Consider the following 24,347-nt stretch of genomic DNA (forward strand, 5'->3'; position numbering starts at 1 on the left):
CTTTCAAACGTCTTAACCTCCCATCTTCCACACCCTTTTTTTCACAACCTTGTAGCGAATCCCAATGGCATTTTCGTCTTGAGAAAAAAAACAAGCAATGGTCTCGGTATTCCGATTTCTCCTTTTGTTATTCCTTTGTAGTTGCTCACTGGGAGATGAAGATCCTGCGTTGGGATTCTCCGATTTCTATCAAATCCAAGGACCGGGATATCGATTTACAGTTGACCCGAGAAAATATCAGCAGTTGGACTTCAATCGGAAAAATCCATCGCTTTGCCCGCTTAGTTTTGAAATTAAAAGTATAAATCGGGAGGAAACCGAACTTACCCTCGAAATAGAACGTCCAAAAGGATGCAATGCAATCTATGAACTGGTATGGGATGGGAGATGGCAGGAATCCGCTCCGCGAAGAATGCAAATCTACCTGACGGCGAACTTCAATTCCTGTTCTCCTGCATCGGAGACAGAGATTGACATAGTTAAAGTGGATTTGGCAAAAGCACTCCGCGAGACCACCACAGACCTGTTTACCATTTATCTGAGAGAGCATTGCAGTTTTCGGGATTTCAACTGTGTAGGAAATTGTCGGCTGAGTATATAAGAAGCAACGTAGCGTAATTTGATTTGAACTGGTCTGACCAAGAGTTGATCGAAGGTTGCAAACTTCGGTCAAAAAAGCATGAGGAGTACTTTTTTAAAAAATACTATGGCTATGTCATGGGGATCAGTCTGTCCTATTCCAAAAGTAGAGACCTGGCACAGGAGATCACTAATGATTCATTTATGAAATGTTTTGATTCCTTCAAAAAAATGGATCAAACCCCACCCCTTAAGGCCTGGCTCAGAAGGATTACCGTAAACACCGCCATAGATTATTACAGGAAGGACAAACGGATTAAAAATCACCAGGAAGCGGATGGCGAAACTCCGGTGTTCGATGAAATATATGCCCCGGATCAGCTGGCTTTTGAGGATATCCTCAAACTCCTCCATCAGTTGCCCGAGGATCAGCAAGTGGTATTCAACCTCTATGAGGTCGAAGGTTATAGTCACAGGGAAGTAGCAGATCGGCTGGAAATCACCGAAAGCTCCTCCCGAGTTTACCTGACGCGCGCAAAGACCAAACTGCGTCAGTTGATTCAACATCACATGAAAGAATATGCAGGAAGATAAAACACCAAAAAGGTTGGCCTACATGCTGCGTAAGCAGCAGGAAGAAAACCCTCTTCCGTACGAATTGGGAGCCTGGGAGGCTTTTTCCAAAAAAAGAGCTGCTAACACCGGAAAGAAAACAGCCTACTGGATAGCCGGAATTGCTGCATCCCTAGCCTTATTATTAGTGGCAGGAGGCCTTTGGCTTTCCAATGATTTGGAAATGGACAATGCACTGCCATCCCAAGAGATGGCTTTGGAAGAAAAGCTGCCTTCACCGGATTCTGAAAAATCAGAATTAGGTAATTCCAGGAATCCTGAAAATGAAGATTCCGAAAAATCTGAAGGCATAAATCCAGTTTCCTCGCAAGAAAGGGGGGTTCAGGACACAAACTCTCAAAGCTTTAATTCAAGCAAAGGGGGGTTGGTTATCCATGAAACTATAAAATCAGCAGCCACTGAAACTATTTTTAGTGTTCCAGATACAAATGCTATTGCTAAAGCACAGCAAGAGCCTGATAAAAAGACTTTTCCGACCCTGATGGAACGTGGGAAATCTACTCAAGACCTCACGAAAACAGGAATTCAGCAATCTTTTATTGCAACCCAAGAAATGGGAGAAAGGGAAAAGGAAGCGCTGAAAACGGAAATTCCTGAAGAGAAAGTCATTACACAGCCTGATTTGGCTAAGGAACCCCAACTGACTGATGCCGAGATTGAAGAAATCCTCGAAACTCCCTCTTTTGCCAGACTGGCATTGGGACTCTCTCCCGGCTATGGCGCATCGCAAAGCAGTGCCCAGGCTACGAGTGGATCCAGTCTGGGCTTCGGCGTGATGATAGACAAGGATATAGTTGGCAAACTTAGCATAGGCTCCGGTCTTGCCGTCAATTACCTCAATCAGGCTAGCGAAAGCCAAAGCTATGCACAGGTGGCCGGCTTTTCTTCTCCGGTAACTGAAAAGAATGAGATTGCGCAAGTGCAGGTGGATATTCCTTTGTATTTCAAATATCCCATCACCCGAAACAATTCGATCTCCCTGCAGGCGGGATTTTCCAATCTGGTGACTTTCAATCAGGCCGCGGAGACAGAGTTTACTTACACCCGACAGGTAGCTGTCTTCAATTCAAATGCAGCTATCCCGTCCAACTCTTTTACCTTAAAATCTGAGTCAGCTAGCCTGTCTTCTGATTTGAATGTGCCTCAAAACCGATTTTATCCTTTTGCCACAGCTAATTTGGGTGTGAATTTTCGGCTTCTGGAGTCCAAGAAAACCAGCTATGAAGTGATGCCTTTTTATAACTATCCACTACAGGAATTTTCCGGTTATGGTGAGAAGTTGGGAATGTTCGGAGCCTCCTTTAAAGTGAATTTTGGTACAATTAAAAGATAATTATTAAAAACAGATTACTAAACCAACTGAATCCACCCGGGAACGATCTTGGGTGGATTTTTTTGCCCAAGGTTATTTTTTCAAGTAGCTAAATTTCGAGAAAGTTAAATTCAAGGTATTTCTAATCTTGAACAAATGGAACTGGGCTAAATCTATTCTGTTTTGACTACACCTATGGGAATGAAAATTTTTTTATTTCAGGAAGATGATACCAATCGGTTTTGCTTTTCATCCAGGCCTGGTAGCTTTCTCACATTCAACCAGGTCTTTTCTTTAACTCAAAAAAAATCCCGAAGCTCACCCAAGCTTCGGGAGAAAAAAAAAAAAATAAGGCGTCTTTTTTCTGATTAGTACTTGATGTAATTGGTTACCAGTTGTAGGTCCAGCTTTTTATCTCCGGTACTTTCTGAATTTAGTCCCCTCATAACCAAGGTATACACTCGGTTCCCTTTTAGTTCCAATGTTCCGGTTTGGATTAGGGTCTCATCCGTCTTGGTAGATTTTACAGTGAGCGTGACATTTCCTTTTGGCAATTCCTCAAATCCCGATACTGACTTGAAAGTGGAACCGGTTCCCAGTGCTGTGGTGGAGCCAGAAGCCTCCAAATAAACTGATTCCGTATCTCTTGAAAGATGGACAAAGCGCAGTTGTGCCTTTGCTTCAGTTGGGTCTTCCCAGATGTCCTTGACCAAAATCGCATCGATTCCTTGGGTGGCATCTGCCACAAAAACCGAGTACACAGAATCCGCCTTCAGCTCAAAATTTTTCTCCAGAAGTGCAGAGGCAGAATTGAAGGCTGAAAATCTGAAATCTCGCCTGCCCGGAAAATAAGCGCTGTAGGGTAACACTTGGGTGTACTCAAGTGGGGTTTGATTCACCCGATTTTGGTTGGCGAAAATGTCCATGGCAGGTGCGGTGGTGGAGCCCTGGAAGATGGTGACATAGGCTGCAGGGGGCAACTCCGGAGATTCAAGATTGTCAAGACAGCTACTCAAGAGAAGGGATCCGGCTAGCAAGCCCGAAACCATTAGGATTCCCCTGCGGGTAATAGATTTGCTTAATGATGAAAAGCGCATAAGTGATGGGTTTAGTTTTTAAATACACCCCCAAGACGTAAAATGGCGTTTTTTCGCTTCAACTTCTTTCAAAAAATCCTGAAAATCTCTCAATTCAGGAAAAACAGATTCTGATCCAAGCACATATATTTAAGATTTTTTAAAGAAAAAAGCCGATAACTTGAATTCGAATACATCCTTTGAATCTAAGAATTCGGAAATTGCAATAAATCCTAAAAACCCTATGTCTGATTCCCTTAAGGAAATAAAAAGTCAACTGACTGCACTTCATCAATCCATGGCTGAGGTACAGGAGGAATTTGCGAGTCTGCTGAAAAGTATCCACCCTGTCAACCGAGAATCAGGGCTCAATTTCCTGAAATACCTGATTTTGAGAAAAACGGATGTTCGTGACCTGCAGCTTTTACTTCATGAGAATGGACTTTCCTCCCTTGCAAGTTGCGAAAGTCATACCCATCGTCAGATACAAGTAACTCTTCAGCATTTGGGGTCCAAATTTGGGGAACTGGATCCTTGTACCATGGAGCTTGGGACGAAAAAAATCGAAGAAAACAGTCAGCGTCTTTTTGGAGAAAAGTCCGAAAATTGGCCATCAGCCGTCATGGTAACCTTTGATGCTTCCTTTTTAAAAGAAAAAGACCTGATTTCAAAACTTCTGAAAAAAGGCATGGGTACTGCCCGTATCAATTGTGCACATGACGATGAGTCTGTCTGGCAGGAAATGGTCGATAGAATCCGACTGGCCAGTAAGGAAACCGGGATTCCCTGCAAGATCCATGTGGATCTGGCAGGTCCGAAAATCAGAACCAAATTACTTGCTAAGGGTAGGAAAAAGGGTAGGGTAAAAATAGAAAATGGCCAAACTGTATGGCTTTCCAATACCTCAAAGGGATTCAGAGCCAAGGATACCGTAATCAGTCCTAATGAGCCTGGTGTGATTGAAGGTTTAAAACCCGGCGATCGGGTTTTTATAGATGATGGATTGATCCTGGCCGTGGTAGAAAAGGCGGAAAAGGATAAGGCAGAACTCAAGATCACACGGATTTCCTCCAAAAAGCCATTTATAAAAAACGAAAAGGGTATCAATTTTCCGGATTGCTCACTGCAGATTTCTTCCCTTACCGATTTTGATCGGGAATGCCTCAATTTTGTCTGCGCCAATGCGGATACTGTTGGGTTTTCTTTTGTGCGCTCCGCTCATGATATTGCCGACTTACGTCTTGCACTACAGGAAATTGTAGCGGATATTCCTTTTATAATCCTTAAAATAGAAACCCATGAAGCGGTCAAAAACCTTCCTTCATTGCTTTTGGAAGCAATGAAGGATGAAGTTTGTGGAGTGATGATCGCAAGGGGCGATTTGGCTGTGGAGATTGGATTTGAACGACTGGTGGAGATTCAGGATGAGATACTCTGGCTTTGTGAAGCGGCTCACGTTCCGGTGATTTGGGCAACTCAGGTGCTGGAAAATCTACATAAATCAGGGGTGGCCACACGGGCTGAGGTGACGGATGCCGGACATGCAGCCCGAGCTGAATGTATTATGATCAACAAAGGCATCCACACCATCGAAGTCCTCAAAACACTCCGAGATATTTCCCAGCGTAGTGTGGCCCTTCGTATCAAAAATCGGCTCGTTTTCCGTCCATTGAATATTGCGAAAGATTTTTTTTAAAAATACTAAAGGGAGATAGATAGGCTTCGCGAAATACGCTATGCGAAATAAATACCTCGTTCCTCGGTATGAATTATGCCCCCTGCTGTCGCGAAATAGGCTTGGTGAGAAAGACTCTCGGTTGCCAAATCATTTCTATCTGCGCAGCATATTTCAGTTGTATTTCACCTAGCATATCTCCATTTTATCTCGCAAAGCCTATTTCAATAGTATTTAGTTATTCACCTTCGTTGTATCAGGCTTTGCTTTAGGCTTTAAGATTAATCCTTTCAGCAGCGTTTTAGCTTCATCCACTGCCTTACCTGCGGACTGATTGACTTTTTTCTCCAATTCCTTCTTCACACTGTCCTGTGCAAGTTCAGCTTTTAGTTTGATTTCCTGCTTGATACTATCCTGTGCGGCCTGAAACTCTTCTGTGGCCTTTGCCTGTAGGTTTTGCTTCTCCGAATCAAACCTCGACTTCAAGGCATTGGTCAACAGGGTCTCGATACTGTTACCTCCGGCCAGACTGATTTTTGGCTGATTGTACGTGCCGGATAAGTTTATTGCCAAAGGAATCAAAGTCGATGCATTGGTTTCAGTGCCAGATAGGGTACTCAAAATCGAATTAGCCTGTGCACCGAATTGTCCTGCAGGCACTTGCATGTTTAGCAGATAATTGATCGAACCGTCAAAACCTGCAGTTCCTTGGATGTTGGTTTCATAGTCCCAAAGTTTCAGGTCGAAAGGTTTGACTTCTATTCTTCCATCCTCGATCACAATGGGAATGGAAAGATTTCTAAGTTGGATAAGATTAGCATCTTTGAGGCGGGTCAAACTAGTGATTTCTGACAAAATTTTACTGTCCTTAAGCGCAGCTTCCGCCACTTTCAGAATTCCCTGTACATCGATGGAGGAAAGAACCGGCATCATGTTCTGGGACAATAAGCCCGAAAAACTGATGTTGGTCGATACTTTTCCTGTGATTTCACTGGCAATGGGTGCAAAGGCTTTGACAGTTTCCAGACTTTGAAAAGCCTTGGCTATACTCAGTTCGGAAATGTCCATAGTGAAATCAAACAGTGGGGCTGCCAGATTTCTTGGATCGTAGTTTCCGTTCAGTTTTATTCGGCCATCCAGCGTTTTCATTCCTGTTTCTGAGAAAGAAAGGACTCCGTTTCTCAAAATCATGTTTCCGCTGACCTCCTTTAGATTCAGATTTTCATAGATCACCTCATCGGCCACCATACTCATGCTGAAGTCGATGTTTTCGGGAAGTGGAATGACTTCCAACTCGGTACTGTCAGTGCTTGCATCGCTGCTGCTCATCCATTCATTTACATCAAATCTTGTGCTTTTCAGGGCGAGTTGCCCTTTCAAAACTCCTTTGTCAGAAAGTAAATAATCCATGTAATTGGAGAGGAAGCCGGTAGCTTCCAGCGGGCTTTTTCCCAGTTGGGATCTGAATTGGGTAAGGTTTGCCCGCTGTGGGTTGAAGTCCCCATGAGCCTCAAGGATCCTAACTCCCTGAGGATATTCCGTGGAAGAAAAGAACAAATCCCGGATGTCCATCGTGCCGGAGGCCTGCAGACGATCGTAGCGCTCTTTTTCGACATCGGCGTAGGAACCCGAGCTTTGGAGATCTGCCTTGATTAAGCCTTCAAGCTGGGTGTCGGCAATCGGGAAAATTGCAGTCAGTTTCTTTAAATCCACTCCGCCGTTTACGGCACCATTCCAGTTGAGTGCTTCAAAATCACTGATTTTCAGGTTTCCTTCGATTTTTTCACCCTCCAGGTCAAAACCAAAGCTGCTGATATCCATCAGGAAATCCTGCATCGTTCCTTTCTGATTCAGGATCGTTGCCTTTGCATGAAGTCGCTCCAAAGGAACAGGGTAGTCTGTGTTTTGTATGAAACCATTTTCCAGATTTAAGCGGATATCCATACTTGGTAGGACTTTCAGCGTCGAATCATAGCGCCCTTTCGCACTGGCATTAAAATCCAGAATACCTGCCAGTTGGGTTTTTTCAATAGGAAACACAGCCGTCAATTCCTTCAGGTTAAGCCTTCCGTTTAATTTCCCTTCCAGGTCATAATCCCGGAGATTTGCGAGTTTGAAATCCCCTGACAGCGGATTGGAACCCACATTCATGGAAAAAATCGGAAGGGTAACACTGGTGTTCTCGATTTGAGAACTTTCATTTTTAGCCTGAAAGCTCAAATTGATGTCCTTCACCGGAAGCGGCAAGTCCGGATATTGAAACATCCCGTCTTTCACCTCCAAATTCACATCAAAAGCCGGATAGGTATCCTCGCCGTAGAGCCCTTTGACAAAACCTCCAAAAGAAAGTGTTCCTGTGGTATTGATGGAAGAAAAGCTCTCCGTGTAAATCCCCGGAACGAGCGAAAGGATGTTTTTGAAATCCGTCTGTTCGGTGCCGAAAGTAAGGTCGAGTGCGATTCCTTCTTCAGGCAATCCAATGATACCATTCAGGTCGAAAAGAAATTCATTGATTCCGAATTTGCTCTCAGCAAGGGTGAATTTCATTTGCTCCAAGTCTACCTGCAGCAATGTTTCCCCTCTGAATTTTTTATTGCTCAGGTAATGAACACCATCATAGTTTAAATCGACGATTGTCGCCTTGAGCTGTAATGGTAGATCGTAGACATCCATAGTAAATTCACCACTGCCTTTAGCCTCGATTTCTGCCAAGGCCATGACAAACTTCAAAGACCTGTCATCGTAGATTAAGTTGACATTGTTGATCTCGATCATGTCAACTCCCAGTTTGAAATTACTGGCTACCTCAGGCTCAGTGGAGGTGGATTCTTTTGTGATATCGTAGTTGGCACGACCATCTTCCAGCACTTTGAGGTAAAGATCGCCGCCGTTTAAGTGAAGGCCGGTTAATGTTGGATAGTCATCAAAAAGGATAGATCTCAGGTTGAAATCCAGGGAAAGTTCGTCCGCATGAACCAAAGTGTCATTTTCAAATGGTTCCAAACCAACAATTCCGAAATCACCTAGACCCGCACTGACAGCCGGGAAATTCCGAAACAAGCTCAGTGAAATTTGATCCGGATCATAAAAAATCTTTGCATTAAAAGCTTGGTCCAGTTCCTGATTGACACGGGCTATGATTTTGTCCTTGAATAAAAAGGGAATGGCCACAGCGGTCCCAAGGAGTAAAACCAGAATTCCCAGAAATATAACGATGAACTTCTTCATAAGTCTCTTTTCACTTTTACAGATTAACAACGGACGAAGGTTGGAATTAATTCAGTGGAGGTATGCAACGTCCGTTCCTTTTTGTTGTAGGAAGGGAGATTTTAAAGAAAATTGGGGAATTGAAATAGAATGCACTGTCCAAGTGTAGGTTTCACTTACATCGTTTTATTTTATAGACTCTATGTGAGGTGAATGCAAATCGTTTAATAGATCTACTTCAATTCCTTTTTCAGGAATTCCATGACCTTGATACGTACCTCATTTGAGTCAAATATCTGCCCAAAATGCGGTGCATTCGGTACGATGATTAGTTCATTTGGTACACCTTTCAATGTGAGCCAAGAGCTGAGTAATTGGGAATGTCTTGGATCCACACTCTCGTCTTTTTCACCATGGATAATCAGAAAGGGTGGATCATTTTTATCGATGTAAGTGATGGGACTTGCGATTTTTGCCAAATCCGGACGTTGGATCGGAGTGGCACCAATCAGCAAGGATTCCGGGGATTTTGGATCGATGGCACCCGGGAAAAGTGTGAGGTCCATTGGACCATAAAAATCTATCACGGCTTTGATCTTAAAAGACTTCGTAGGTTCTGACATGAAAAACGAATCAATCTCGTCATTTCTTGAAAGTCCTACCATCGAAGCAAGGTGTCCCCCTGAGGAAAATCCCATCAAGGCAAATCGATCGGTATCAAAACCATATTCCTCTGCTTGATCATAGAGAAAAGAAATGCCAGCGTTAATATCAATTACCTGTGCAGGAAAAGGCGCCTGTGAACTCCATCGGTGATCAATAGAAGCCAATGCATATCCTTGGTTGATGATTTCTGCAATGGTCTGCTTCATGTAACCCATGTCTGCATATTTATCATTGACTAGCCAACCTCCGCCATGAACCCAAATCACCAACGGGACTTTAGCGGATGCATTCGGAGGTAAGTAAATATCGAGCAAGTGTTTTTTGAGCGTGTCATTTGAATAGGGAATATTTCCGTGGAGTTTAGTTCCTTCCGGAAAAAAATCCATGACCCGATTGGGTTGGGAAAAGCCAGGGTTTGCCAAAAAGCCGATAAAGGCCGTTGTAAAAAGGAAGAATTGTTTCATGGATAGGGTTTTAGGTTTAAGTTAATTTTTGGAAAAGATAAATTTTCTTCTCCGTATTCCCTTATAGCTTTTGATGAATTACAATTTTTCGAAATAGCCCTAAGGGTAATATTTTGCATTTTAATGTTCTGGGTGTGCTAAATCGTGACTTGAAACCTACCAGCCTGCCCAATGTTAAAAAACTTCATGCGTCAGATTTTTTCATTCAGCTCCTTTTTTAACGATATATGGCCTTTCGGGGAATCAAACAAAAGAAGCCCGAGATTTCTCTCAGGCTGCCTGTATTAAAATTGAATTTTCATCGCTAAGTCACATTATTGCCCTACATCTTCAAATTCTGCATCTCCAGCTGAGGAGCAAAAGGCTGCTCGTAGTAGCGCTTGCCAGTCGCTTTGTATAAGGAATTGGCCAAGGCAGCAAACACCGGAGGGAAGAACGGTTCGCCCAGTCCGGTCGGATCTTCTTTGCTGTCAACAAAGTGAATTTCAATGGATTTTGGAGTTTCTTTTTGTCGGATCATGCGGTATTTGTCGAAATTGGTTTTCGTTGGTACTCCGTTTTCAAAGGCCAATTCCCCGAAAAAGGCATTGCCAATTCCATCTACAATCGCTCCTTCGCCCATATTGGTGGCTGCATCCGGATTGACTACTATTCCGCAGTCCACGGCGGCATAGACTTTTTCGACTACAGGTTTGGAATCTACAATTTTGGTATCCACCACCTCTGCCACGTAAGAATTGTGACAGAAATAGGCCGAGACGCCCCGGTGAACACCTGTAGCCGGAGTGTTCCAGTTGGACTTTTCGCGTACAAGTTCGAGCACGCCCGCATAGCGCTTGGCATCGTAGTCGTTATTTTCACCTACCGGATTGATCTCAGCCCGCTTGAGCAATTCCAAACGGAATTCGATCGGATCTTTATCCATCACTTCTGCCAATTCATCCAAGAAACTTTGCTCAGCCCCAGCGATAAAATTAGATCTTGGGGCTCGGAAGGCTCCAATGGTGATGTTGGATGGGATGTCCCAGCTTTCTGCCAAGTAATTGTCTAATGCTCCCGCTGGGAAGCGGTTGGCATGTATTGGGGATTCAGGAATTCCACCGGCCTTCACATGCAGCGCCAGCAAATTGTTGTTTTCATCCAAAGCCGCCCGGTAGGTCGCAGAATAAGTGGGTCGGTAAACTCCTGCCGTCATATCATCTTCCCGGGTATAGACCATTTTGACAGGGGCCTGGATTTTTTGGGAAATCAAAGCCGCTTCGGTCATGTGATGGCTATAGGCTCTTCGACCAAATCCGCCACCCATCCGGGCAAGGTTGATCTGAATATTTTCTTTGGGAATCCCTAAGGCTTGTACCAAAGTTCCCATAATCATTTCAGGAGCTTGTGTAGGTCCATAAATCACAGCTTTGTCACCTTTGACATCTGCAAAGCAGTTCATCGGCTCCATGGTGTTATGCGCCAAAAAAGGAGCGGAATAGGTTTTTTCGATGATCTTGGCAGCTTTTTTAAACATTCCCTCCGGGTCACCGTCTCGTCTGACGACATTTCCCGGTTTGGTGATGAATTCCTTCATTTGCTCTTTGTGGCGATTGGTGTTTTCCAAACCCGATAGGACAGTCACTTTTGTATTTGGGCGACCACCAAATCCTCCCACTTCAAAACTGGATTCAGATGCATTCTCCCATTCCACAGCTAAATTTTTCTTTGCCTGCATCACTTCCCAGGTGGAATTGCCTACGATGGCGAGAATTTCAGGAAAAGTAGTCGTGTCAAAGAAATTTCGCTCGTAATCTTCTTTAAATAACCGGATAGGGAATACATCCACAATTCCCGACATCCCGGCTATAGAACTTTTGTCAAAGGACTTCAACTTCATTCCAAAGGCGGGAGGATGCACGATAGCCGCATACTTCATTCCTTCTACTTTGTGGTCAATACTGAAAAGCGGCTTACCGGTGACAATCTTTTGAGCATCTACATTCTTTTTGGAGCTACCGACGATTTTGAAATCTTTGGTTTCTTTCAAAGTCACTTGTTCCGGCAATTCCATTGTAGCGGCTAAAGAAGCCATCTCTCCGTAGTGGGCTTTCTTGCCACTTCCCTTGTGTTCCAATACGCCAGCAGATGTAGTGATTTCGGTAGGGGATACATTCCAAGTTTTTGCAGCAGCAGCAACCAACATGGCGCGAGCTGTAGCACCGGCAGTTCTAAGGGGTTTCCAGCCTTGACGGATGCCTTGGCTACCTCCTGTAAATTGACGATCGAATCGCTCAGGATAAAAATCCGCCTGCTCTACGATCACTTTTTTCCAGTCTGTATCCAACTCTTCTGCCAAGATCATCGGCATCGAAGTCTTGACATTGGAGCCAAATTCCGGATTTGGTGAGAAAAGTGTGACGGCTCCGTTTTCCCCGATTTTGATGTAGCTGTTGAGCTCAAACCATTCCTTTGGCATCGCCAAAAGCTCTTCCTCGGTGATAGGCTTGCATCCTGCCAGCCAGCTAAAGCTCAATACCATGCCTCCGCCCGCCAAGGCTGAGACTTTCAAAAATGACCTTCGGTCCAATTTTTTATCTAAAGTTGCCATAGTTGTGTTGAATTAAAGGTTTTGAGAAGCAGTTTTCACAGCAGCCTTGATTCGGGTATAAGTTCCACAGCGGCAAATGTTACCATTCATTGCATTTTCAATATCCTCGTCAGAAGGATTTGGATTTTGCTGTAGCAAAGCAGCCGCTGTCATGATCTGACCAGCCTGGCAATACCCACACTGAGGCACATCGTGCTCCATCCAGGCTTTTTGTACCGGGTGATCTCCTTGTTCAGAAAGTCCCTCAATCGTGGTAATCGAGGCTCCTTCAGCTGCCGAAACGGGTAGCTGACAGGATCGAACTGCATTGCCGTTCATGTGTATGGTACAGGCGCCACACTGAGCGATTCCGCAACCAAATTTGGTTCCGACTAAATCCAGGTGGTCGCGAAGCACCCAAAGCATGGGGGTGCTTGGATCGACATCGACCTGCTGGGAAGTTCCGTTGATGGTAAGATTGAAAGTGGCCATAGTTGTTGAAATTAGAATTTAAATTTAGGGATTTCCGATGGGGTCACCTTACGGAAATCAAACAGAAAGCTTTATGAATCAAATGGTTCTGCGGGGAAAGCCACAGACCTGCCTGCCGCAGGCAGGTGCATAGATAATTCTCTTGTTGTGGTCTGTGGTTTTACATACCACTTGGTTAATCAGGCTGGTCGTGAATCGCAACCTTGTTTTCAACTAAGTTCAACCCCATTCGGGGTTGTTGTCCTTCGTTTACATTCATCCTTAGGTTGCACCTAGGGCTATTGAAAGGTTCGACGGATTCACCGTCGGTTTTTCAAAACTGGAATAATTCATTTTTAAGACCCCGGAAAGGGGTCAAACTTCTCAATAGCCACGGGTGAAACCCGCGGTTGAGATCAAAATTAAAATTTCCCTTGACCCTGAAAGGGTCGAACTTTTCCATTTTATTTTTATCCTTTTTCGCCCAAGTGAATGTCCCCACTCACTTGCATTGTTCATGTTTGGGAAGCACTAACCGAGGGAAAAATTCTAAGGATATAAGTTCGGAACTGTAAATTTAGAGCAGCACTACATTAAAGTTTGACGGGTTTTATAGGTTTGAGTTTAAACTAAAAGGTTTTAGGTTCAAAACTGTCAGGTTTCGCCGATCTTACTTCTCAATCTCATGCGTATCCCGCACGCTGCTGAAAGTCAAGGCTAGCATTTTCCAAACCGAGCCTTCTTTTTGGTAGACTTCCGTCACGGTAAACTCAGTCACGACATCACTGCCTCGGACATTGGCCGTCAGGGTAATTCGATTCCAGACGATGGCGGTATTTCCCACGATCTCGATCGCGGTATCTTTTATGTCAGCTTTCTTGTACCAAATGCTGCCCGTTTCAATGATTTCGAGTTCGCGTGCAGTCGTCCAAGTCCCACTCATATGGACAAACTTTGCCTGTGGGTGAAATAGAGGTGTGAGTTTGGCGATGTCTTTGTCGGCCATCCACTGCCACTTTTCCAGAGAGAGTTTTTTGATTTCCCGCTCAGGGGAGGACTGAGCGAAGGTGAAACCTACGTTGAGAAGAATCAGAGCGAATAAGAAGAGTTGCTTTTTCATTTGTATAGGTTCAATTTTTGGTAAGGCTATTTTATGTTAGTACCTATCCCGGAAGCACCCAGACTGGTACTGAGGCCAAGTTAGATGTGATTTCAAAAACAAAGCTGGTAAACTTCACCTCGATCTACTAACCGGAATCAAACAAAAGCTTATTGAAATCAAACATGAATTGAGTCTGGAAGCTAGTACTTTAAGGAGGGTAAAGTTTTTTTCGATTCTTGTACTTGGGTATCTTTATCTAGGCCTTGGTTTTCCATCCAATTGTTTGAAAAACATAAGTTTTCATTTGATTAAAATGAAAGGAAAGTAAGAGACTTTTCTGACTTTTGTGCCGAAATCATACCTAAATCACCCCATGTCAACCAATTCTATTCCTTCAGAATCAATCGGTTCCCGGTTTAAGCCGAGTGTTCCAAAGTGTGCAAGCCTCATTTTGATCTTCGTAAGCCTAATATTCAATTCCTACACTTTTGCGCAAGAGAACACTGTGGAGCAGCCCAATAGACAAATCAGTGGGGTCATCACCGCGACCAACAATGGGGTTTCGATTATTCCATCCTTCACTTTGGGCAGACCTGCGGTGTTTTTTGATCTCAGCATGGGAGGGGAGCGATTTTCCTTTGATCCGATGCTGCGTTTTGGGATGGACGGGAAGCCATGGAACTTCGTGCTATGGGGCAGGTATAAAGTGATCAAAGACAGCAGGTTTACCCTTACGATTGGAGGACATCCGGCATTCCTTTTTCAGGAGGTGGACATTATGGTCGATGGCAAGCCACATAAAATGATGGTAAGCAACCGATACCTGGCGGGGGAGGCAGTGACCAATTACGAGTTTTCTGAAAAATTCAGCATGGGACTCTATTACCTACGTGGAACTGGAGTTCAAGTCCTTGGTGCTCGAAATACCGATTTTCTGGCTCTCAATTCTCAGATTTCCAATCTCCAGCTGGTCAAGGATTTTAAACTTCGAATCAATCCGCAGCTTTTCTTTCTGAAAGTGGATGAAAATTCCGGTTTCTATGTCAACTCCGCGCTGACCTTGAGCAAAGGGGATTTTCCAGTGGAATTCCAGGGGTTTTTCAATCAGAAAATCAGATCCGAAGTAGCTGGCGATGATCTGGTGTGGAATATGAGTCTGCTTTACAAGTTTTCAAACACCTTTTCTAAAAAATAATTCTGATGGAAAAAGCTGAATCCCTGGAGGAATTTTACAAGCGAAAATTCAATTGGATTCCTGAGAACCTGAAACAGGACTTAGGGCATTTCAACCTGTTCAATTTGGAACCTTACCTGGAGGGAAAAATGAAAGCCGTTCCTTATCGGCGAAGGGATTTTTATAAAGTAATGCTGTTTAAAGGGGCAAGCACAGTCCATTATGCCGACCGGGTTTATGAAGTTAAAAAACAGGCGCTCTCCTTTTCCAATCCGCTGGTGCCGTATAAGTGGGATCACCTGAGTGCCAACGCTTCGGGAAAGTATTGCATCTTCAACCCCCATTTCTTTATGAATTTTGGCCAAATCCAACAATATGAGGTGTTTCAGCCCAACGGAACCCACGTTTTTGAATTGACCGATGAGGAAACCAAGAAAGTCGAGGATATATTCAGTCGGATGCAGGAAGAATTTGATTCTGAATACAAATACAAGTACGATTCTCTTCGAAATTTGGTGTTTGAACTCATCCATTTTGGGATGAAGCTGCAGCCGGCTGCAGTACAGCAGATTCAGCACGGCAATGCCTCATTGCGAATAGCTTCCATTTTTCTCGAATTGCTGGAGCGTCAATTTCCAATAGATGAGATCCATAATTCGATTCAACTCAGGGCGGCCTCGGATTTTGCCGATCAGCTCAATGTCCACGTCAACCATCTGAATCGTGCAATCAAGGAAATGACCGGAAAAACTACCACCCAACTCATCGGTGAGCGAATCCTTCAGGAGGCAAAGTTGCTGCTCAAACACAGCTCTTGGAACGTGTCGGAAGTTGCTTATTCCTTAGGTTTCAACGAAGTGACGCATTTCAATAATTTCTTCAAAAAGCAACTGAATCAAAGTCCGACCCAATTCAGAAAAGGAATTTCGAGTTAAAAATAAATAGATAGATTGGTTAACAAGAAAGCCTGGATCCGATGGGTTCGGGGTTTTTGATTCTTCACAGGGAAAATTTAAAGTCAAAATTTGGAAAATAGATAAGGCATAAATTCAATTAGAGTTTCATTCCAGTCTTTCTATTCTTAATATCGCATATGCTTCAAGACAGCTTCGGACGTATTCACGATTACCTGAGGATTTCGCTCACGGATCACTGCAATTTTCGTTGCAGTTATTGCATGCCTGTGGAGGAAATGGAGTGGATGCCTTCGTCCAAGCTGATGAGTAAAGATGAGATTCTAAATCTTGCAGAGACTTTCATCTCGCTAGGAGTTAAGAAAATCCGGTTGACAGGCGGAGAACCTTTGGTCAGAAAAGAATTTCCGGAAATTTTGGAGCGACTTGCTTCTTTTCCTGTCGAGCTCACCCTGACCACCAATGGTGTTTTGATCGATAAACATATCGAAAACCTGAAAAAAGCAGGCGTCCGATCAGTCAATGTCAGTTTGGATACCCTCAATCGGGAGAAGTTTTTGAAACTCACGCGACGGGATCAGTTTGATCAGGTGTGGAACAATATTTTACTCCTCCTGCAGGAAGATTTTCGGGTCAAAGTCAATGCTGTTGCCATTCATGGAGTGATCGAGGAAGAAATCTGTGATTTCCTGAAGATCACCGAAAAGCTCCCGCTTCATGTTCGTTTCATCGAATTTATGCCTTTTGCAGGCAATCACTGGCAAAGCAAAAAGGTAGTGACCGCCGCCCAAATGTTGGAATTAGTAAAGAAGGACTTGGAAGTCATCAAGCTGGAGGATAAAAAGCACGATACCGCCAAGAAATATCAAGTGCCGGGGTTTGCAGGAACCTTTGCCTTCATTACCACGATGAGTGAGCACTTCTGCGGAGAGTGTAACCGAATGAGACTGACTGCCGACGGCAAAATCAAAAATTGTCTTTTTGGCAAAGAAGAACTGGATTTGCTAGGGGCTTTGCGAAAAGGGGAAGCGGTGGAATCACTGATCCGTTTGGCTGTCTCACGAAAGCATGCGGCTTTGGGGGGTCAGTTTTCTCAGGATTATTTGCAGGCAAATCCCGACTCCATCGAAAACCGCAGTATGATCAATATTGGAGGTTAATATGAAGGAGTTTATTACCGTCACTGAAGCTAAAACCATCCTCAAATCACAAAGAATAAAGGGAAAAACTGCTGTTTTACCTTTAAGTGAGAGTTTAGGAAAATTCACTTCCTCAGCTGTTTTGGCGCCAATGGATGTCCCTTCCTTTGATAACTCAGGCATGGATGGCTATGCGATCGCCTGGGATGAAACCGGGGAAGGAAGAGAAGTCACAGAAGTCATTCAGGCGGGTGCCAATCCTGATTTTGTGTTGGGAAAAGGTAAGGCTGTACGGATTTTTACCGGAGCCCCGGTTCCTCAGGGTGCTGATACGGTGATACCGCAAGAACACATCACAAGGACTGATAACATGATTTTTTTTGATTCCGCTGTTTTTTTCAGGGGAGCAAATGTCCGTAGAAGGGGAGTACAATGTAAAGTGGGATGGGAAGTAGTCCCCTTGGGAACCAAAATATCCCCCGGAACGATCGGGTTACTCGCTTCACTTGGCATCACGGAAGTCGAGGTATTCCCAAGTCCAAAAGTATCCCTGATTCTTACAGGAGACGAAATTATTGATTTGGGTAATCCACTTCAGCCAGGTCAGATCTACAATGCCAACGGACCTGCTTTGATTGCTTATCTTGAACTGATGGGGATTGCCGATTGCCAAATCTATAAAGTCAAAGATGAGGAAAGCGAGGTAACAAGGATAGTTAGTGAAGCATTGGTTAATTCAGATTTTGTGTTGCTCACAGGAGGAATTTCGGTTGGAGATTTTGATTTTGTCAAAGGAAGTTTGGAAAAGAACGGGGTAGAGCAGCTCTTCTATAAACTAAAGCAGCGACCCGGAAAGCCACTTTTTGTAGGAAGAAAGAGTGAAAAGCTGGTTTTTGCCTTGCCTGGAAATCCTGCTTCTGTCTTGTCTTGCTTTATCCAATATGTCAAGCCCTCTCTATTGGAATGGATGGGGAATCCGGATGCCTGGACAGAACCGCAGCTTTTTCCTATTGAGAAGGATTTTGACAAAAAAGTTCCCCTTACTTTTTTCCTGAAGGCCAAAGTTCAGGAGGGAAAAATCCATCTTCTTCCCGGTCAGGAATCCTTTAATCTTTTGCCTTTTGGTGTGGCAGACGGATTGGTGGAAATCCCCCAAGACGCAGAACATCTCGAGGAGGGGAGTTCGGTGGCTTTTTATCCCTGGTAACTGAATGGGTTTCTGGGATATTTTCCTTTATTTTCTGATGCCCTTTGCGGCATTTATGTACGCTTCCGTAGGTCATGGTGGGGCGAGCAGCTACTTGATGATTTTGGCTTTGCTGGGATTTGCTCCGGAGGAGATCCGGCCATCGGCGTTGATGCTGAACATGTTCGTTTCGATGATTTCCTTTTTGAACTATCGCAAATCGGGAGTTTTTCCCCTCAAATTGCTCCTGTCTCTGATTGTTTTCTCGATTCCTTCAGCCTATCTGGGCGGAACGATTTTGTTGGAAACAGGGATTTATAGACAGATTTTGGGGGTCTTGTTGATTTTTCCCGTGCTTAAATTTGCCGGTATATTTCCGGTCTCTGAGAGCTCCAAATTGGAACAAAAATGGTGGATGACTCCGATTCTTGGGATTGGGATAGGTTTGCTATCCGGGATGATAGGGATAGGTGGAGGAATTATCCTTTCACCGATTATTTTGATGTTGGGTTGGGCGGGAGTGAAGGAAACTGCCGCGCTGAGTGCGCTGTTTATCTTTCTCAATTCTGTTGCAGGTTTTCTGGGAGCTTCCGTATTTCATATTGAATTTTCGCAGCAACTCAGGATTTTGCTTCCACTCACAGTGGCGGGAGGAGCCTTGGGAGCCTATTTGGGCGCCCAAAAGTTCAGCCCAAAAGTCCTGAAGTATTTATTGGCCTTTGTGTTGGCTTTTGCAGCGGTGAAGTTGATTATTGGATGATTTTTCACCGCAGAGGCAGAGAGAGCGCAGAGATTTTATTCATAAATAGTATATCTAATGACCCATTCAGCCGTAAAGTTGAATATCAAAAAAATCCCGCCGACCTGACTTCCGTCAGGCAAGTTTTCCGAAGAAAAAGCCAAAAACCTGTCTTCCGGTTGGGAGATTTCCGTAGATTTTTTTCTATGAAAATCTGTGATCAGATCTGTGTCAATCTGTGTGGGAAAAAACATACGAAACCTTAACTTAGTAATTGAATTAAATCAAAAATGCCCACAACAATTCACATCAAAGCTTTTGGAATGGTCGCCGAGAAAATCGGGACAAACGAAATGTCTATTGATCATATCGGGGATTCCGTCAAACTGCTGGATGCTTTGCTTGTTAAATTTCCCGAACTTAAAACCGTCAAGTTTAGCTTGGCAATAAATAAAATGCTGGTCAGCGAAAATCAGAAAATCCCTGAAAATGCTGAAATTGCGCTCTTACCCCCATTTTCAGGAGGATAATATGAGTCGATTCGAAAGACAAATTATTTTGACAGGTTTTGGCATTGAAGGTCAGACGAAACTCCGTAATTCCTCCATATTACTCATTGGTGCAGGAGGATTGGGTTGCCCGATATTGCTTTATCTCGCCGCTGCCGGAGTCGGGAAAATCGGAGTAGTGGATGGGGATTCAGTGGCTGTTTCCAACCTGAACCGGCAGGTGCTTTTTGGGGAAAAGGATCTGGGAAAAAACAAAGCTGAGGCGGCTGTCCGTCAGTTTTATGAAAAATACAGCGGGATCAAATGGGAAGTTTATCCGGAATTTATCGGCGTAGAAAATGCGCAGGAGTTGCTATCCGGTTATGATTTGATCATCGACGGATCAGATAATTTTCCCACTCGATATCTGGTCAATGATGCCTGTGTTTTGCTCGGCAAGCCTCTTGTCTTTGGGGCTATTTATCAGCATGAGGGGCAGGTATCCGTGTTTAATTATGGACAAAATGCCTGCAATTATCGGGATGTATATCCGCAAATGCCCGCTGCTTCGGAAGTTCCCAATTGCTCAGAAACAGGTGTGTTGGGCGTGCTTCCGGGAATAATCGGAAACCTGATGGCTTTGGAAGCGATCAAGGTTTTGAGTGGATATGGAAAGCCGCTGGTAAATAGGATGTTGTTTTTTAACAGTCTCAGCTCCCAAACTTATGAGGTGGAGATTTCTCCAAATCCTCAAAGTCGTGAGGCGATTCCGGCCTCCCTGACTTCCTTTGAATTGATGGATTACGAGTTGGCCTGTGAGGGAGTCAAACAGTTGACCTGGGATCAGGCTATGAGTAAAATGGGGATGGATATTGCCTTTGTGGATGTCCGTGAGCCCGGCGAAATGCCTCCATTGGAATGTACAGGGCTGATGAAGATTCCACTCTCGGTTCTAGGGGATCAACTCCTAAAACTGGAGGATTTCGAGGAAATATTGTTTTTTTGCCAAAGTGGGATCCGAAGCCAAAAGGCTGCACAGCAACTCCAAAATGAATACCCGGAAAAACGGATTTATTCCATTAAAGGTGGAATAAACGCCTTGAAAACCAACTAATCAGATCATGGAAAAAGAGCGCAGGCCTAAAAATATATTTGTTCAGGGACCTATTTCACCGGAGTCTATCGCCAAATCCATCGCCAATCACGGCTCAAAAACGGACATTGGAGGGCATTCCATTTTTTTGGGGCAAGTCAGGGCTGATGCCAAGGCGGAAGGCAATGTGATTGCTATCGATTATTCGGCTTATGAAGCAATGGCTTTGGAAAAAGCCTTTGAAATCCGGGAGGCCGTTTTTGCCAAATACCCATTGAACTGCATGCATATTTATCACAGCCTGGGTGAAGTTAAAGTCGGGGAACTTTGCCTGTTTGTCTTTACCTCTTCCAAGCATCGCAAGGCGGCCATGGATGCCTGTGATGAACTTGTGGAGCGAATCAAGGCTGAATTGCCTGTTTGGGGCAAGGAAATCCTGGATACTCAAGGTCACGTCTGGAAATTAAACACCTAAAGTAAAAATGCCCATTCAGGGCATTTTTACTTTAGGATCTTAAGGCCAACAGCTTCGATTCCGGCGATATTTTCCTGGCGCATATACTGAAGGTATATCAGTCTGCTCGTGCTTTCTGAAATCTGAAAAGGCAACGTATCATAAAAAGTAAAGGTGTTGCCGAAACCATTTCCTTTCGGTTTGCCAGTTTTAGAGTCAAAAAGCGGGATATTGATCAATTTGTTGTCCAATTCGATCCCGGATGAATCCTGACCGATCACACGGATATATAAATTGGAAAAGGGGAAATCTTCTGTAAATCTTACCCCAATTAAATTTTTACCGCTTTTTTCCTTCAAATCACTGAGGTCAAATACAATACTGTCCCTATCATTCCAAGAAGAGGTGTTGATCGAATGAAATTCCTCAAAAACCCGATCCCCTGAACAGGAACTTGCTACTATCAATACGACTAAACCGATCCAAGTAGTCAGCTTATTCATTGCCATCATTATTTGGCCCTTGATTTCTTCTTGGTGGAAATTTACGATTACCCTGCGTTTTATTTTCTACTGCCTTGCCTACCTGATTTTGTGCTTTGGGACCGACCTCCTGATTTGAGTTTGGCTTGGGCCGATTTCGGTTTTTGTTTCTTTTTTTCCTTGCTTCATTACCTTCCCTTGAATCTTGTTTTGGTGCTGAAGGCTGCGCTTTTTGAGGAGAAGGGTTTTCGGCAACATTTCGACGATTCTGAGCTTTCGGAGTCTGTAGTCTCTGTGATGGGGTAGGTAGAGTCGGAGTTTGCCTTGGAGCGTCACCTGCGTTTTGCCCTTCTCCCCGAGGCTTGTTTCGTGACTTTTTCTTTTTCTTTTTGGTAAACTTCTTGTCCAAAAGTTCCAGTTCTCGTGTGGATTGTGCCGCGAGGTCAACCAAGTCTGAAGAATTGTCCACTTGGAGATTGAAGACTTTTATTCCTTTTTCGTTTAATTCCTGAATTTCCCTGACACGATCACAGCTGATGCTTTGCCAGTCGTTGTCGTTGTTGTAGCTGAACCACATCAATTTTCGGAAAATGTCTGTTTTCTGCAGTTTTGCAGGGCCTGATTCTGTCAACAGTGGTTTTTCTACCTGAGGGATGTCTTTGATCGCATCCATGTAGGTGTCCAATTCATAATTGAGACAGCATTTGAGGCGGCCACATTGACCGCTGAGTTTTCCGGGATTCAGTGAAAGATTCTGATACCTTGCGGCAGCGGTAGTGACGTTCTTGAAATCCACCAACCAAGTTGAGCAACACAGTTCCCGTCCGCAAACGCCAACTCCTCCAAGTCTTCCCGCCTCCTGACGGAGTGAAATCTGACGCATCTCTACCCGGATTTTAAATTCCCCGGCAAGTGATTTGATTAGCTCTCTGAAGTCAACCCGATCTTCTGCAGAATAGTAAAAGGTGGCTTTGGAATTATCCGCCTGATATTCCACATCGGACATTTTCATCTTCAGATTAAATTCTTCTACGATCTGTCGGCATCTGTAAAGCGTCGGAATTTCCCTGTTTCGGGCTTCTTCCCACTTTTCCATATCCTTTTGATTGGCAATCCGGTAGATTCGGGTGATGTTGTCATCATCACGAACTTTTCGCTTCTGCATTTGTAGCCGAACCAATTCTCCCTGAAGCGATACATAACCAATATGATGACCACTCGGGACATCCACTACTACCGGGTCCCCGGTAGTGAGGTCTAGGTAATCCACATTCCGGAAATACTCTTTACGACCTCCTTTGAATTTGACTTCGACAATATCAAAATTGTCAACCTGTGGAATTCCCATGTGGGAAAGCCAGTCAAATGAGTTCATTTTATTGCAATCGCTCGTGCCGCAGCTGCCATTGTTTTGGCATCCACCGGTACCTCCTGAGGAGGTGGAGCAGGTATTACATCCAGCCATAGTATATTTTTAGGGCTTTCGCCTCGTTTAGTTCTTTGGGTTTAATTAAATCCGTTTCTAATTTTTAAAAGCTCCTCTCCCATGCAACCTTCAGCACATCGGTAAAATCTCAACAGGCAGTTTATCCATCCACAGATTTTTCCGGCAGGTTAGCTCGATTTCATCAATTTTAAGATATCCTGACCGATATCTTTTCTGTGATATGCCTTGTTCCAGCTTATTTTTCCCACGGTCTCGAAAGCATTTGCCAAGGCCTCATTCAGCTCGCCTCCAAATCCCGTCACGGCGATCACCCGACCTCCTTGGGTCACCAGTTCTCCTGCGGAATTTCTAGCTGTTCCTGCATGAAAAATCACACTTCGCTCAGTGGCTGAAGGTAGCGAAATCGGGAAACCTTTTTCATACGATTCAGGATAACCGCCACTTACCATCACTACTGTGGTGGCGTATTTCGGAGATATGTTGAGCTTGTATTCTGATAAAGTCCCGGTGGCAATTCCCTTTAAGAGGTCGACAAAATCGCTTTCGATGCGCGGTAGTACCGCTTCGGTTTCAGGATCACCCATCCTAACATTGTATTCAATTACCGAAGGTTCTCCTCCATCATTCATCAAACCAATGAAAAGGAAGCCTTTGAAGTCTATGTTTTCTTTTTCCAGCCCGGCAATGGTCGGTTTGACGATCTTTTCCTCGACCTTTTTCAGGAATTCTTCATCTGCGAAAATCACGGGACTTACCGCGCCCATTCCACCGGTATTCAAACCTGTATCGCCTTCACCGATTCGCTTGTAATCTTTGGCTTCCGGCAAAATCTTATAGCTTTTACCGTCAGTTGCCACAAAAACCGAAAGTTCGATCCCTTGGAGGAATTCTTCCACCACTACTTTTGAAGAGGCATCTCCAAATTTGGCTTCGAGCAACATTTCTTTCAGCGATGCCTTCGCTTCTTCCAAAGTCAGGCAAATCAAAACTCCTTTTCCTGCTGCCAAACCATCGGCTTTGAGTACGATTGGAAGTTTTTGTTTCTCCAGATAAGCCAATCCAGCTGAAATCTCTCCTGCGGTAAAGGTCTCATAGGCTGCTGTAGGGATATGGTTTCGCTGCATAAAACGCTTGGAGAAATCCTTGCTTCCCTCCAGGGTAGCACCAAGTTGAGAGGGGCCTACGATGGGTAAATTAGCAGTATCCGGTTTGGATTGAAGAAAATCGACCAGGCCTTTGACCAAGGGTTCTTCAGGGCCTACGACTACCATATCGATGGTATTTTCCAGAATGAATTGGTGAATGCCAAGAAAATCAGTGACTGAAAGTGGGATATTATGTGCAATTTCGGCAGTTCCGGCATTTCCAGGAGCTACAAAAAGCCGGGAGCATTGAGGACTTTGTACGATCTTCCAGGCGAAGGCATGCTCTCTTCCTCCGCTACCCAATAAGAGTATATTCATTGACTTGTTTCGTT

General features: G+C 44.2%; 22 protein-coding genes. 12 read left to right on the top strand and 10 right to left on the bottom strand.

Features of this window, described 5'->3' with window-relative positions; all coding sequences use genetic code 11:
- Positions 1-97: 97 nt before the first annotated feature.
- From C4S61_RS00730 to C4S61_RS00740, 3 genes are read left to right on the top strand one after another with little or no spacing between them, the layout of a single operon-like run.
- The gene (locus C4S61_RS00730; protein ID WP_103922882.1) at positions 98-601 is read left to right on the top strand and encodes a hypothetical protein; all 504 of its coding nucleotides are present in this window, start codon (positions 98-100) and stop codon (positions 599-601) included.
- Positions 602-624: 23 nt separating this feature from the next.
- Positions 625-1,173, top strand: a complete 549-nt coding sequence (locus C4S61_RS00735; RefSeq protein WP_103922883.1) for an RNA polymerase sigma factor — start codon at positions 625-627, stop codon at positions 1,171-1,173.
- Complete coding sequence (locus C4S61_RS00740) at positions 1,160-2,545, top strand: hypothetical protein (RefSeq protein ID WP_103922884.1); 1,386 nt, start codon at positions 1,160-1,162, stop codon at positions 2,543-2,545. The genes C4S61_RS00735 and C4S61_RS00740 overlap by 14 nt, the downstream gene beginning before the upstream one ends.
- Before the next feature lie 347 nt (positions 2,546-2,892).
- Here C4S61_RS00740 and C4S61_RS00745 read toward each other — a convergent pair whose 3' ends face one another.
- Entirely contained in the window at positions 2,893-3,621 is a 729-nt protein-coding gene (locus C4S61_RS00745; protein ID WP_103922885.1) for a DUF4397 domain-containing protein, read from the bottom strand.
- 223 nt (positions 3,622-3,844) lie between these two features.
- Here C4S61_RS00745 and C4S61_RS00750 point away from each other — a divergent pair, with 223 nt between their 5' ends.
- Positions 3,845-5,296, top strand: a complete 1,452-nt coding sequence (locus C4S61_RS00750; RefSeq protein WP_103922886.1) for a pyruvate kinase — start codon at positions 3,845-3,847, stop codon at positions 5,294-5,296.
- A gap of 213 nt (positions 5,297-5,509) precedes the next feature.
- On the opposite strand, the gene C4S61_RS00755 is transcribed toward C4S61_RS00750, so the two are convergent.
- From C4S61_RS00755 to C4S61_RS00775, 5 genes are all read right to left on the bottom strand, one after another.
- Positions 5,510-8,503 carry an AsmA-like C-terminal region-containing protein gene (locus tag C4S61_RS00755; protein ID WP_103922887.1) on the bottom strand — a complete coding sequence of 998 codons (2,994 nt, stop codon included), beginning with the start codon at positions 8,501-8,503 and terminating at the stop codon, positions 5,510-5,512.
- Between the two features lie 212 nt (positions 8,504-8,715).
- Positions 8,716-9,612 (bottom strand): alpha/beta hydrolase, encoded by an 897-nt coding sequence (locus C4S61_RS00760; protein ID WP_235009712.1) that lies wholly within the window; start codon positions 9,610-9,612, stop codon positions 8,716-8,718.
- A gap of 322 nt (positions 9,613-9,934) precedes the next feature.
- Positions 9,935-12,202, bottom strand: coding sequence for a xanthine dehydrogenase family protein molybdopterin-binding subunit (locus C4S61_RS00765; protein ID WP_103922888.1), 2,268 nt, complete (start codon positions 12,200-12,202; stop codon positions 9,935-9,937).
- Positions 12,203-12,214: 12 nt separating this feature from the next.
- The gene (locus tag C4S61_RS00770; RefSeq protein WP_103922889.1) at positions 12,215-12,673 is read right to left on the bottom strand and encodes a (2Fe-2S)-binding protein; all 459 of its coding nucleotides are present in this window, start codon (positions 12,671-12,673) and stop codon (positions 12,215-12,217) included.
- Between the two features lie 649 nt (positions 12,674-13,322).
- Complete coding sequence (locus C4S61_RS00775) at positions 13,323-13,772, bottom strand: nuclear transport factor 2 family protein (protein WP_103922890.1); 450 nt, start codon at positions 13,770-13,772, stop codon at positions 13,323-13,325.
- Between the two features lie 355 nt (positions 13,773-14,127).
- Here C4S61_RS00775 and C4S61_RS00780 point away from each other — a divergent pair, with 355 nt between their 5' ends.
- From C4S61_RS00780 to C4S61_RS00800, 5 genes are all read left to right on the top strand, one after another.
- On the top strand, positions 14,128-14,949 hold the full coding sequence (locus C4S61_RS00780; RefSeq protein WP_103922891.1) for a hypothetical protein: 822 nt from the start codon (positions 14,128-14,130) through the stop codon (positions 14,947-14,949).
- A gap of 5 nt (positions 14,950-14,954) precedes the next feature.
- On the top strand, positions 14,955-15,863 hold the full coding sequence (locus tag C4S61_RS00785) for a helix-turn-helix domain-containing protein (RefSeq protein ID WP_103922892.1): 909 nt from the start codon (positions 14,955-14,957) through the stop codon (positions 15,861-15,863).
- A gap of 158 nt (positions 15,864-16,021) precedes the next feature.
- A complete protein-coding gene (gene moaA / locus C4S61_RS00790; protein WP_103922893.1) occupies positions 16,022-17,002 on the top strand; it encodes a GTP 3',8-cyclase MoaA in 981 nt (326 codons plus the stop codon).
- 1 nt (position 17,003) lies between these two features.
- A complete protein-coding gene (locus C4S61_RS00795) occupies positions 17,004-18,188 on the top strand; it encodes a molybdopterin molybdotransferase MoeA (protein WP_103922894.1) in 1,185 nt (394 codons plus the stop codon).
- 4 nt (positions 18,189-18,192) lie between these two features.
- Entirely contained in the window at positions 18,193-18,927 is a 735-nt protein-coding gene (locus tag C4S61_RS00800; protein ID WP_103922895.1) for a sulfite exporter TauE/SafE family protein, read from the top strand.
- A 35-nt stretch (positions 18,928-18,962) separates the two neighbouring features.
- Here the strand turns inward: C4S61_RS00800 and C4S61_RS00805 are convergent, their stop codons facing one another.
- Positions 18,963-19,160, bottom strand: a complete 198-nt coding sequence (locus C4S61_RS00805; RefSeq protein ID WP_103922896.1) for a hypothetical protein — start codon at positions 19,158-19,160, stop codon at positions 18,963-18,965.
- A gap of 36 nt (positions 19,161-19,196) precedes the next feature.
- Here C4S61_RS00805 and C4S61_RS00810 point away from each other — a divergent pair, with 36 nt between their 5' ends.
- Genes C4S61_RS00810 through C4S61_RS00820 form a run of 3 tightly spaced genes read left to right on the top strand, consistent with a single transcriptional unit; the run spans position 19,197 to position 20,962 of the window.
- Positions 19,197-19,436, top strand: coding sequence for a MoaD/ThiS family protein (locus C4S61_RS00810; RefSeq protein WP_103922897.1), 240 nt, complete (start codon positions 19,197-19,199; stop codon positions 19,434-19,436).
- Positions 19,396-20,508, top strand: a complete 1,113-nt coding sequence (locus C4S61_RS00815) for a HesA/MoeB/ThiF family protein (RefSeq protein WP_235009714.1) — start codon at positions 19,396-19,398, stop codon at positions 20,506-20,508. Before C4S61_RS00810 ends, C4S61_RS00815 begins: the two co-directional genes overlap by 41 nt.
- A 7-nt stretch (positions 20,509-20,515) precedes the next feature.
- On the top strand, positions 20,516-20,962 hold the full coding sequence (locus C4S61_RS00820; protein WP_103922899.1) for a molybdenum cofactor biosynthesis protein MoaE: 447 nt from the start codon (positions 20,516-20,518) through the stop codon (positions 20,960-20,962).
- A gap of 26 nt (positions 20,963-20,988) precedes the next feature.
- Here C4S61_RS00820 and C4S61_RS00825 read toward each other — a convergent pair whose 3' ends face one another.
- The 3 genes from C4S61_RS00825 to purD all read right to left on the bottom strand — a co-directional run bounded on the left by C4S61_RS00825 (position 20,989) and on the right by purD (position 24,333).
- The gene (locus C4S61_RS00825; RefSeq protein WP_160111185.1) at positions 20,989-21,444 is read right to left on the bottom strand and encodes a gliding motility lipoprotein GldH; all 456 of its coding nucleotides are present in this window, start codon (positions 21,442-21,444) and stop codon (positions 20,989-20,991) included.
- Complete coding sequence (locus C4S61_RS00830; protein ID WP_235009743.1) at positions 21,437-22,798, bottom strand: PSP1 domain-containing protein; 1,362 nt, start codon at positions 22,796-22,798, stop codon at positions 21,437-21,439. The genes C4S61_RS00825 and C4S61_RS00830 overlap by 8 nt, the downstream gene beginning before the upstream one ends.
- A 239-nt stretch (positions 22,799-23,037) precedes the next feature.
- The gene (gene purD / locus C4S61_RS00835) at positions 23,038-24,333 is read right to left on the bottom strand and encodes a phosphoribosylamine--glycine ligase (protein WP_103922902.1); all 1,296 of its coding nucleotides are present in this window, start codon (positions 24,331-24,333) and stop codon (positions 23,038-23,040) included.
- Positions 24,334-24,347 lie beyond the last annotated feature (14 nt).

It is taken from the genome of Algoriphagus boritolerans DSM 17298 = JCM 18970 (genome assembly GCF_900108085.1).
GTDB classification, from domain to species: domain Bacteria; phylum Bacteroidota; class Bacteroidia; order Cytophagales; family Cyclobacteriaceae; genus Algoriphagus; species Algoriphagus boritolerans.

What these genes read in the sequence shown, in the direction of transcription:
- C4S61_RS00775 (WP_103922890.1), bottom strand. Translation starts at nt 13,772, where the DNA reads ATGAAAAAGCAACTCTTCTTATTCGCTCTGATTCTTCTCAACGTAGGT.
- purD (WP_103922902.1), bottom strand. Translation starts at nt 24,333, where the DNA reads ATGAATATACTCTTATTGGGTAGCGGAGGAAGAGAGCATGCCTTCGCC.
- C4S61_RS00765 (WP_103922888.1), bottom strand. Translation starts at nt 12,202, where the DNA reads ATGGCAACTTTAGATAAAAAATTGGACCGAAGGTCATTTTTGAAAGTC.
- C4S61_RS00770 (WP_103922889.1), bottom strand. Translation starts at nt 12,673, where the DNA reads ATGGCCACTTTCAATCTTACCATCAACGGAACTTCCCAGCAGGTCGAT.
- C4S61_RS00730 (WP_103922882.1), top strand. Translation starts at nt 98, where the DNA reads ATGGTCTCGGTATTCCGATTTCTCCTTTTGTTATTCCTTTGTAGTTGC.
- C4S61_RS00755 (WP_103922887.1), bottom strand. Translation starts at nt 8,503, where the DNA reads ATGAAGAAGTTCATCGTTATATTTCTGGGAATTCTGGTTTTACTCCTT.
- C4S61_RS00740 (WP_103922884.1), top strand. Translation starts at nt 1,160, where the DNA reads ATGCAGGAAGATAAAACACCAAAAAGGTTGGCCTACATGCTGCGTAAG.
- C4S61_RS00780 (WP_103922891.1), top strand. Translation starts at nt 14,128, where the DNA reads ATGTCAACCAATTCTATTCCTTCAGAATCAATCGGTTCCCGGTTTAAG.
- C4S61_RS00760 (WP_235009712.1), bottom strand. Translation starts at nt 9,612, where the DNA reads ATGAAACAATTCTTCCTTTTTACAACGGCCTTTATCGGCTTTTTGGCA.
- C4S61_RS00805 (WP_103922896.1), bottom strand. Translation starts at nt 19,160, where the DNA reads ATGTTTTTTCCCACACAGATTGACACAGATCTGATCACAGATTTTCAT.
- C4S61_RS00810 (WP_103922897.1), top strand. Translation starts at nt 19,197, where the DNA reads ATGCCCACAACAATTCACATCAAAGCTTTTGGAATGGTCGCCGAGAAA.
- C4S61_RS00745 (WP_103922885.1), bottom strand. Translation starts at nt 3,621, where the DNA reads ATGCGCTTTTCATCATTAAGCAAATCTATTACCCGCAGGGGAATCCTA.
- C4S61_RS00785 (WP_103922892.1), top strand. Translation starts at nt 14,955, where the DNA reads ATGGAAAAAGCTGAATCCCTGGAGGAATTTTACAAGCGAAAATTCAAT.
- C4S61_RS00815 (WP_235009714.1), top strand. Translation starts at nt 19,396, where the DNA reads ATGCTGAAATTGCGCTCTTACCCCCATTTTCAGGAGGATAATATGAGT.
- C4S61_RS00750 (WP_103922886.1), top strand. Translation starts at nt 3,845, where the DNA reads ATGTCTGATTCCCTTAAGGAAATAAAAAGTCAACTGACTGCACTTCAT.
- moaA (WP_103922893.1), top strand. Translation starts at nt 16,022, where the DNA reads ATGCTTCAAGACAGCTTCGGACGTATTCACGATTACCTGAGGATTTCG.
- C4S61_RS00820 (WP_103922899.1), top strand. Translation starts at nt 20,516, where the DNA reads ATGGAAAAAGAGCGCAGGCCTAAAAATATATTTGTTCAGGGACCTATT.
- C4S61_RS00800 (WP_103922895.1), top strand. Translation starts at nt 18,193, where the DNA reads ATGGGTTTCTGGGATATTTTCCTTTATTTTCTGATGCCCTTTGCGGCA.
- C4S61_RS00795 (WP_103922894.1), top strand. Translation starts at nt 17,004, where the DNA reads ATGAAGGAGTTTATTACCGTCACTGAAGCTAAAACCATCCTCAAATCA.
- C4S61_RS00830 (WP_235009743.1), bottom strand. Translation starts at nt 22,798, where the DNA reads ATGAACTCATTTGACTGGCTTTCCCACATGGGAATTCCACAGGTTGAC.
- C4S61_RS00825 (WP_160111185.1), bottom strand. Translation starts at nt 21,444, where the DNA reads ATGAATAAGCTGACTACTTGGATCGGTTTAGTCGTATTGATAGTAGCA.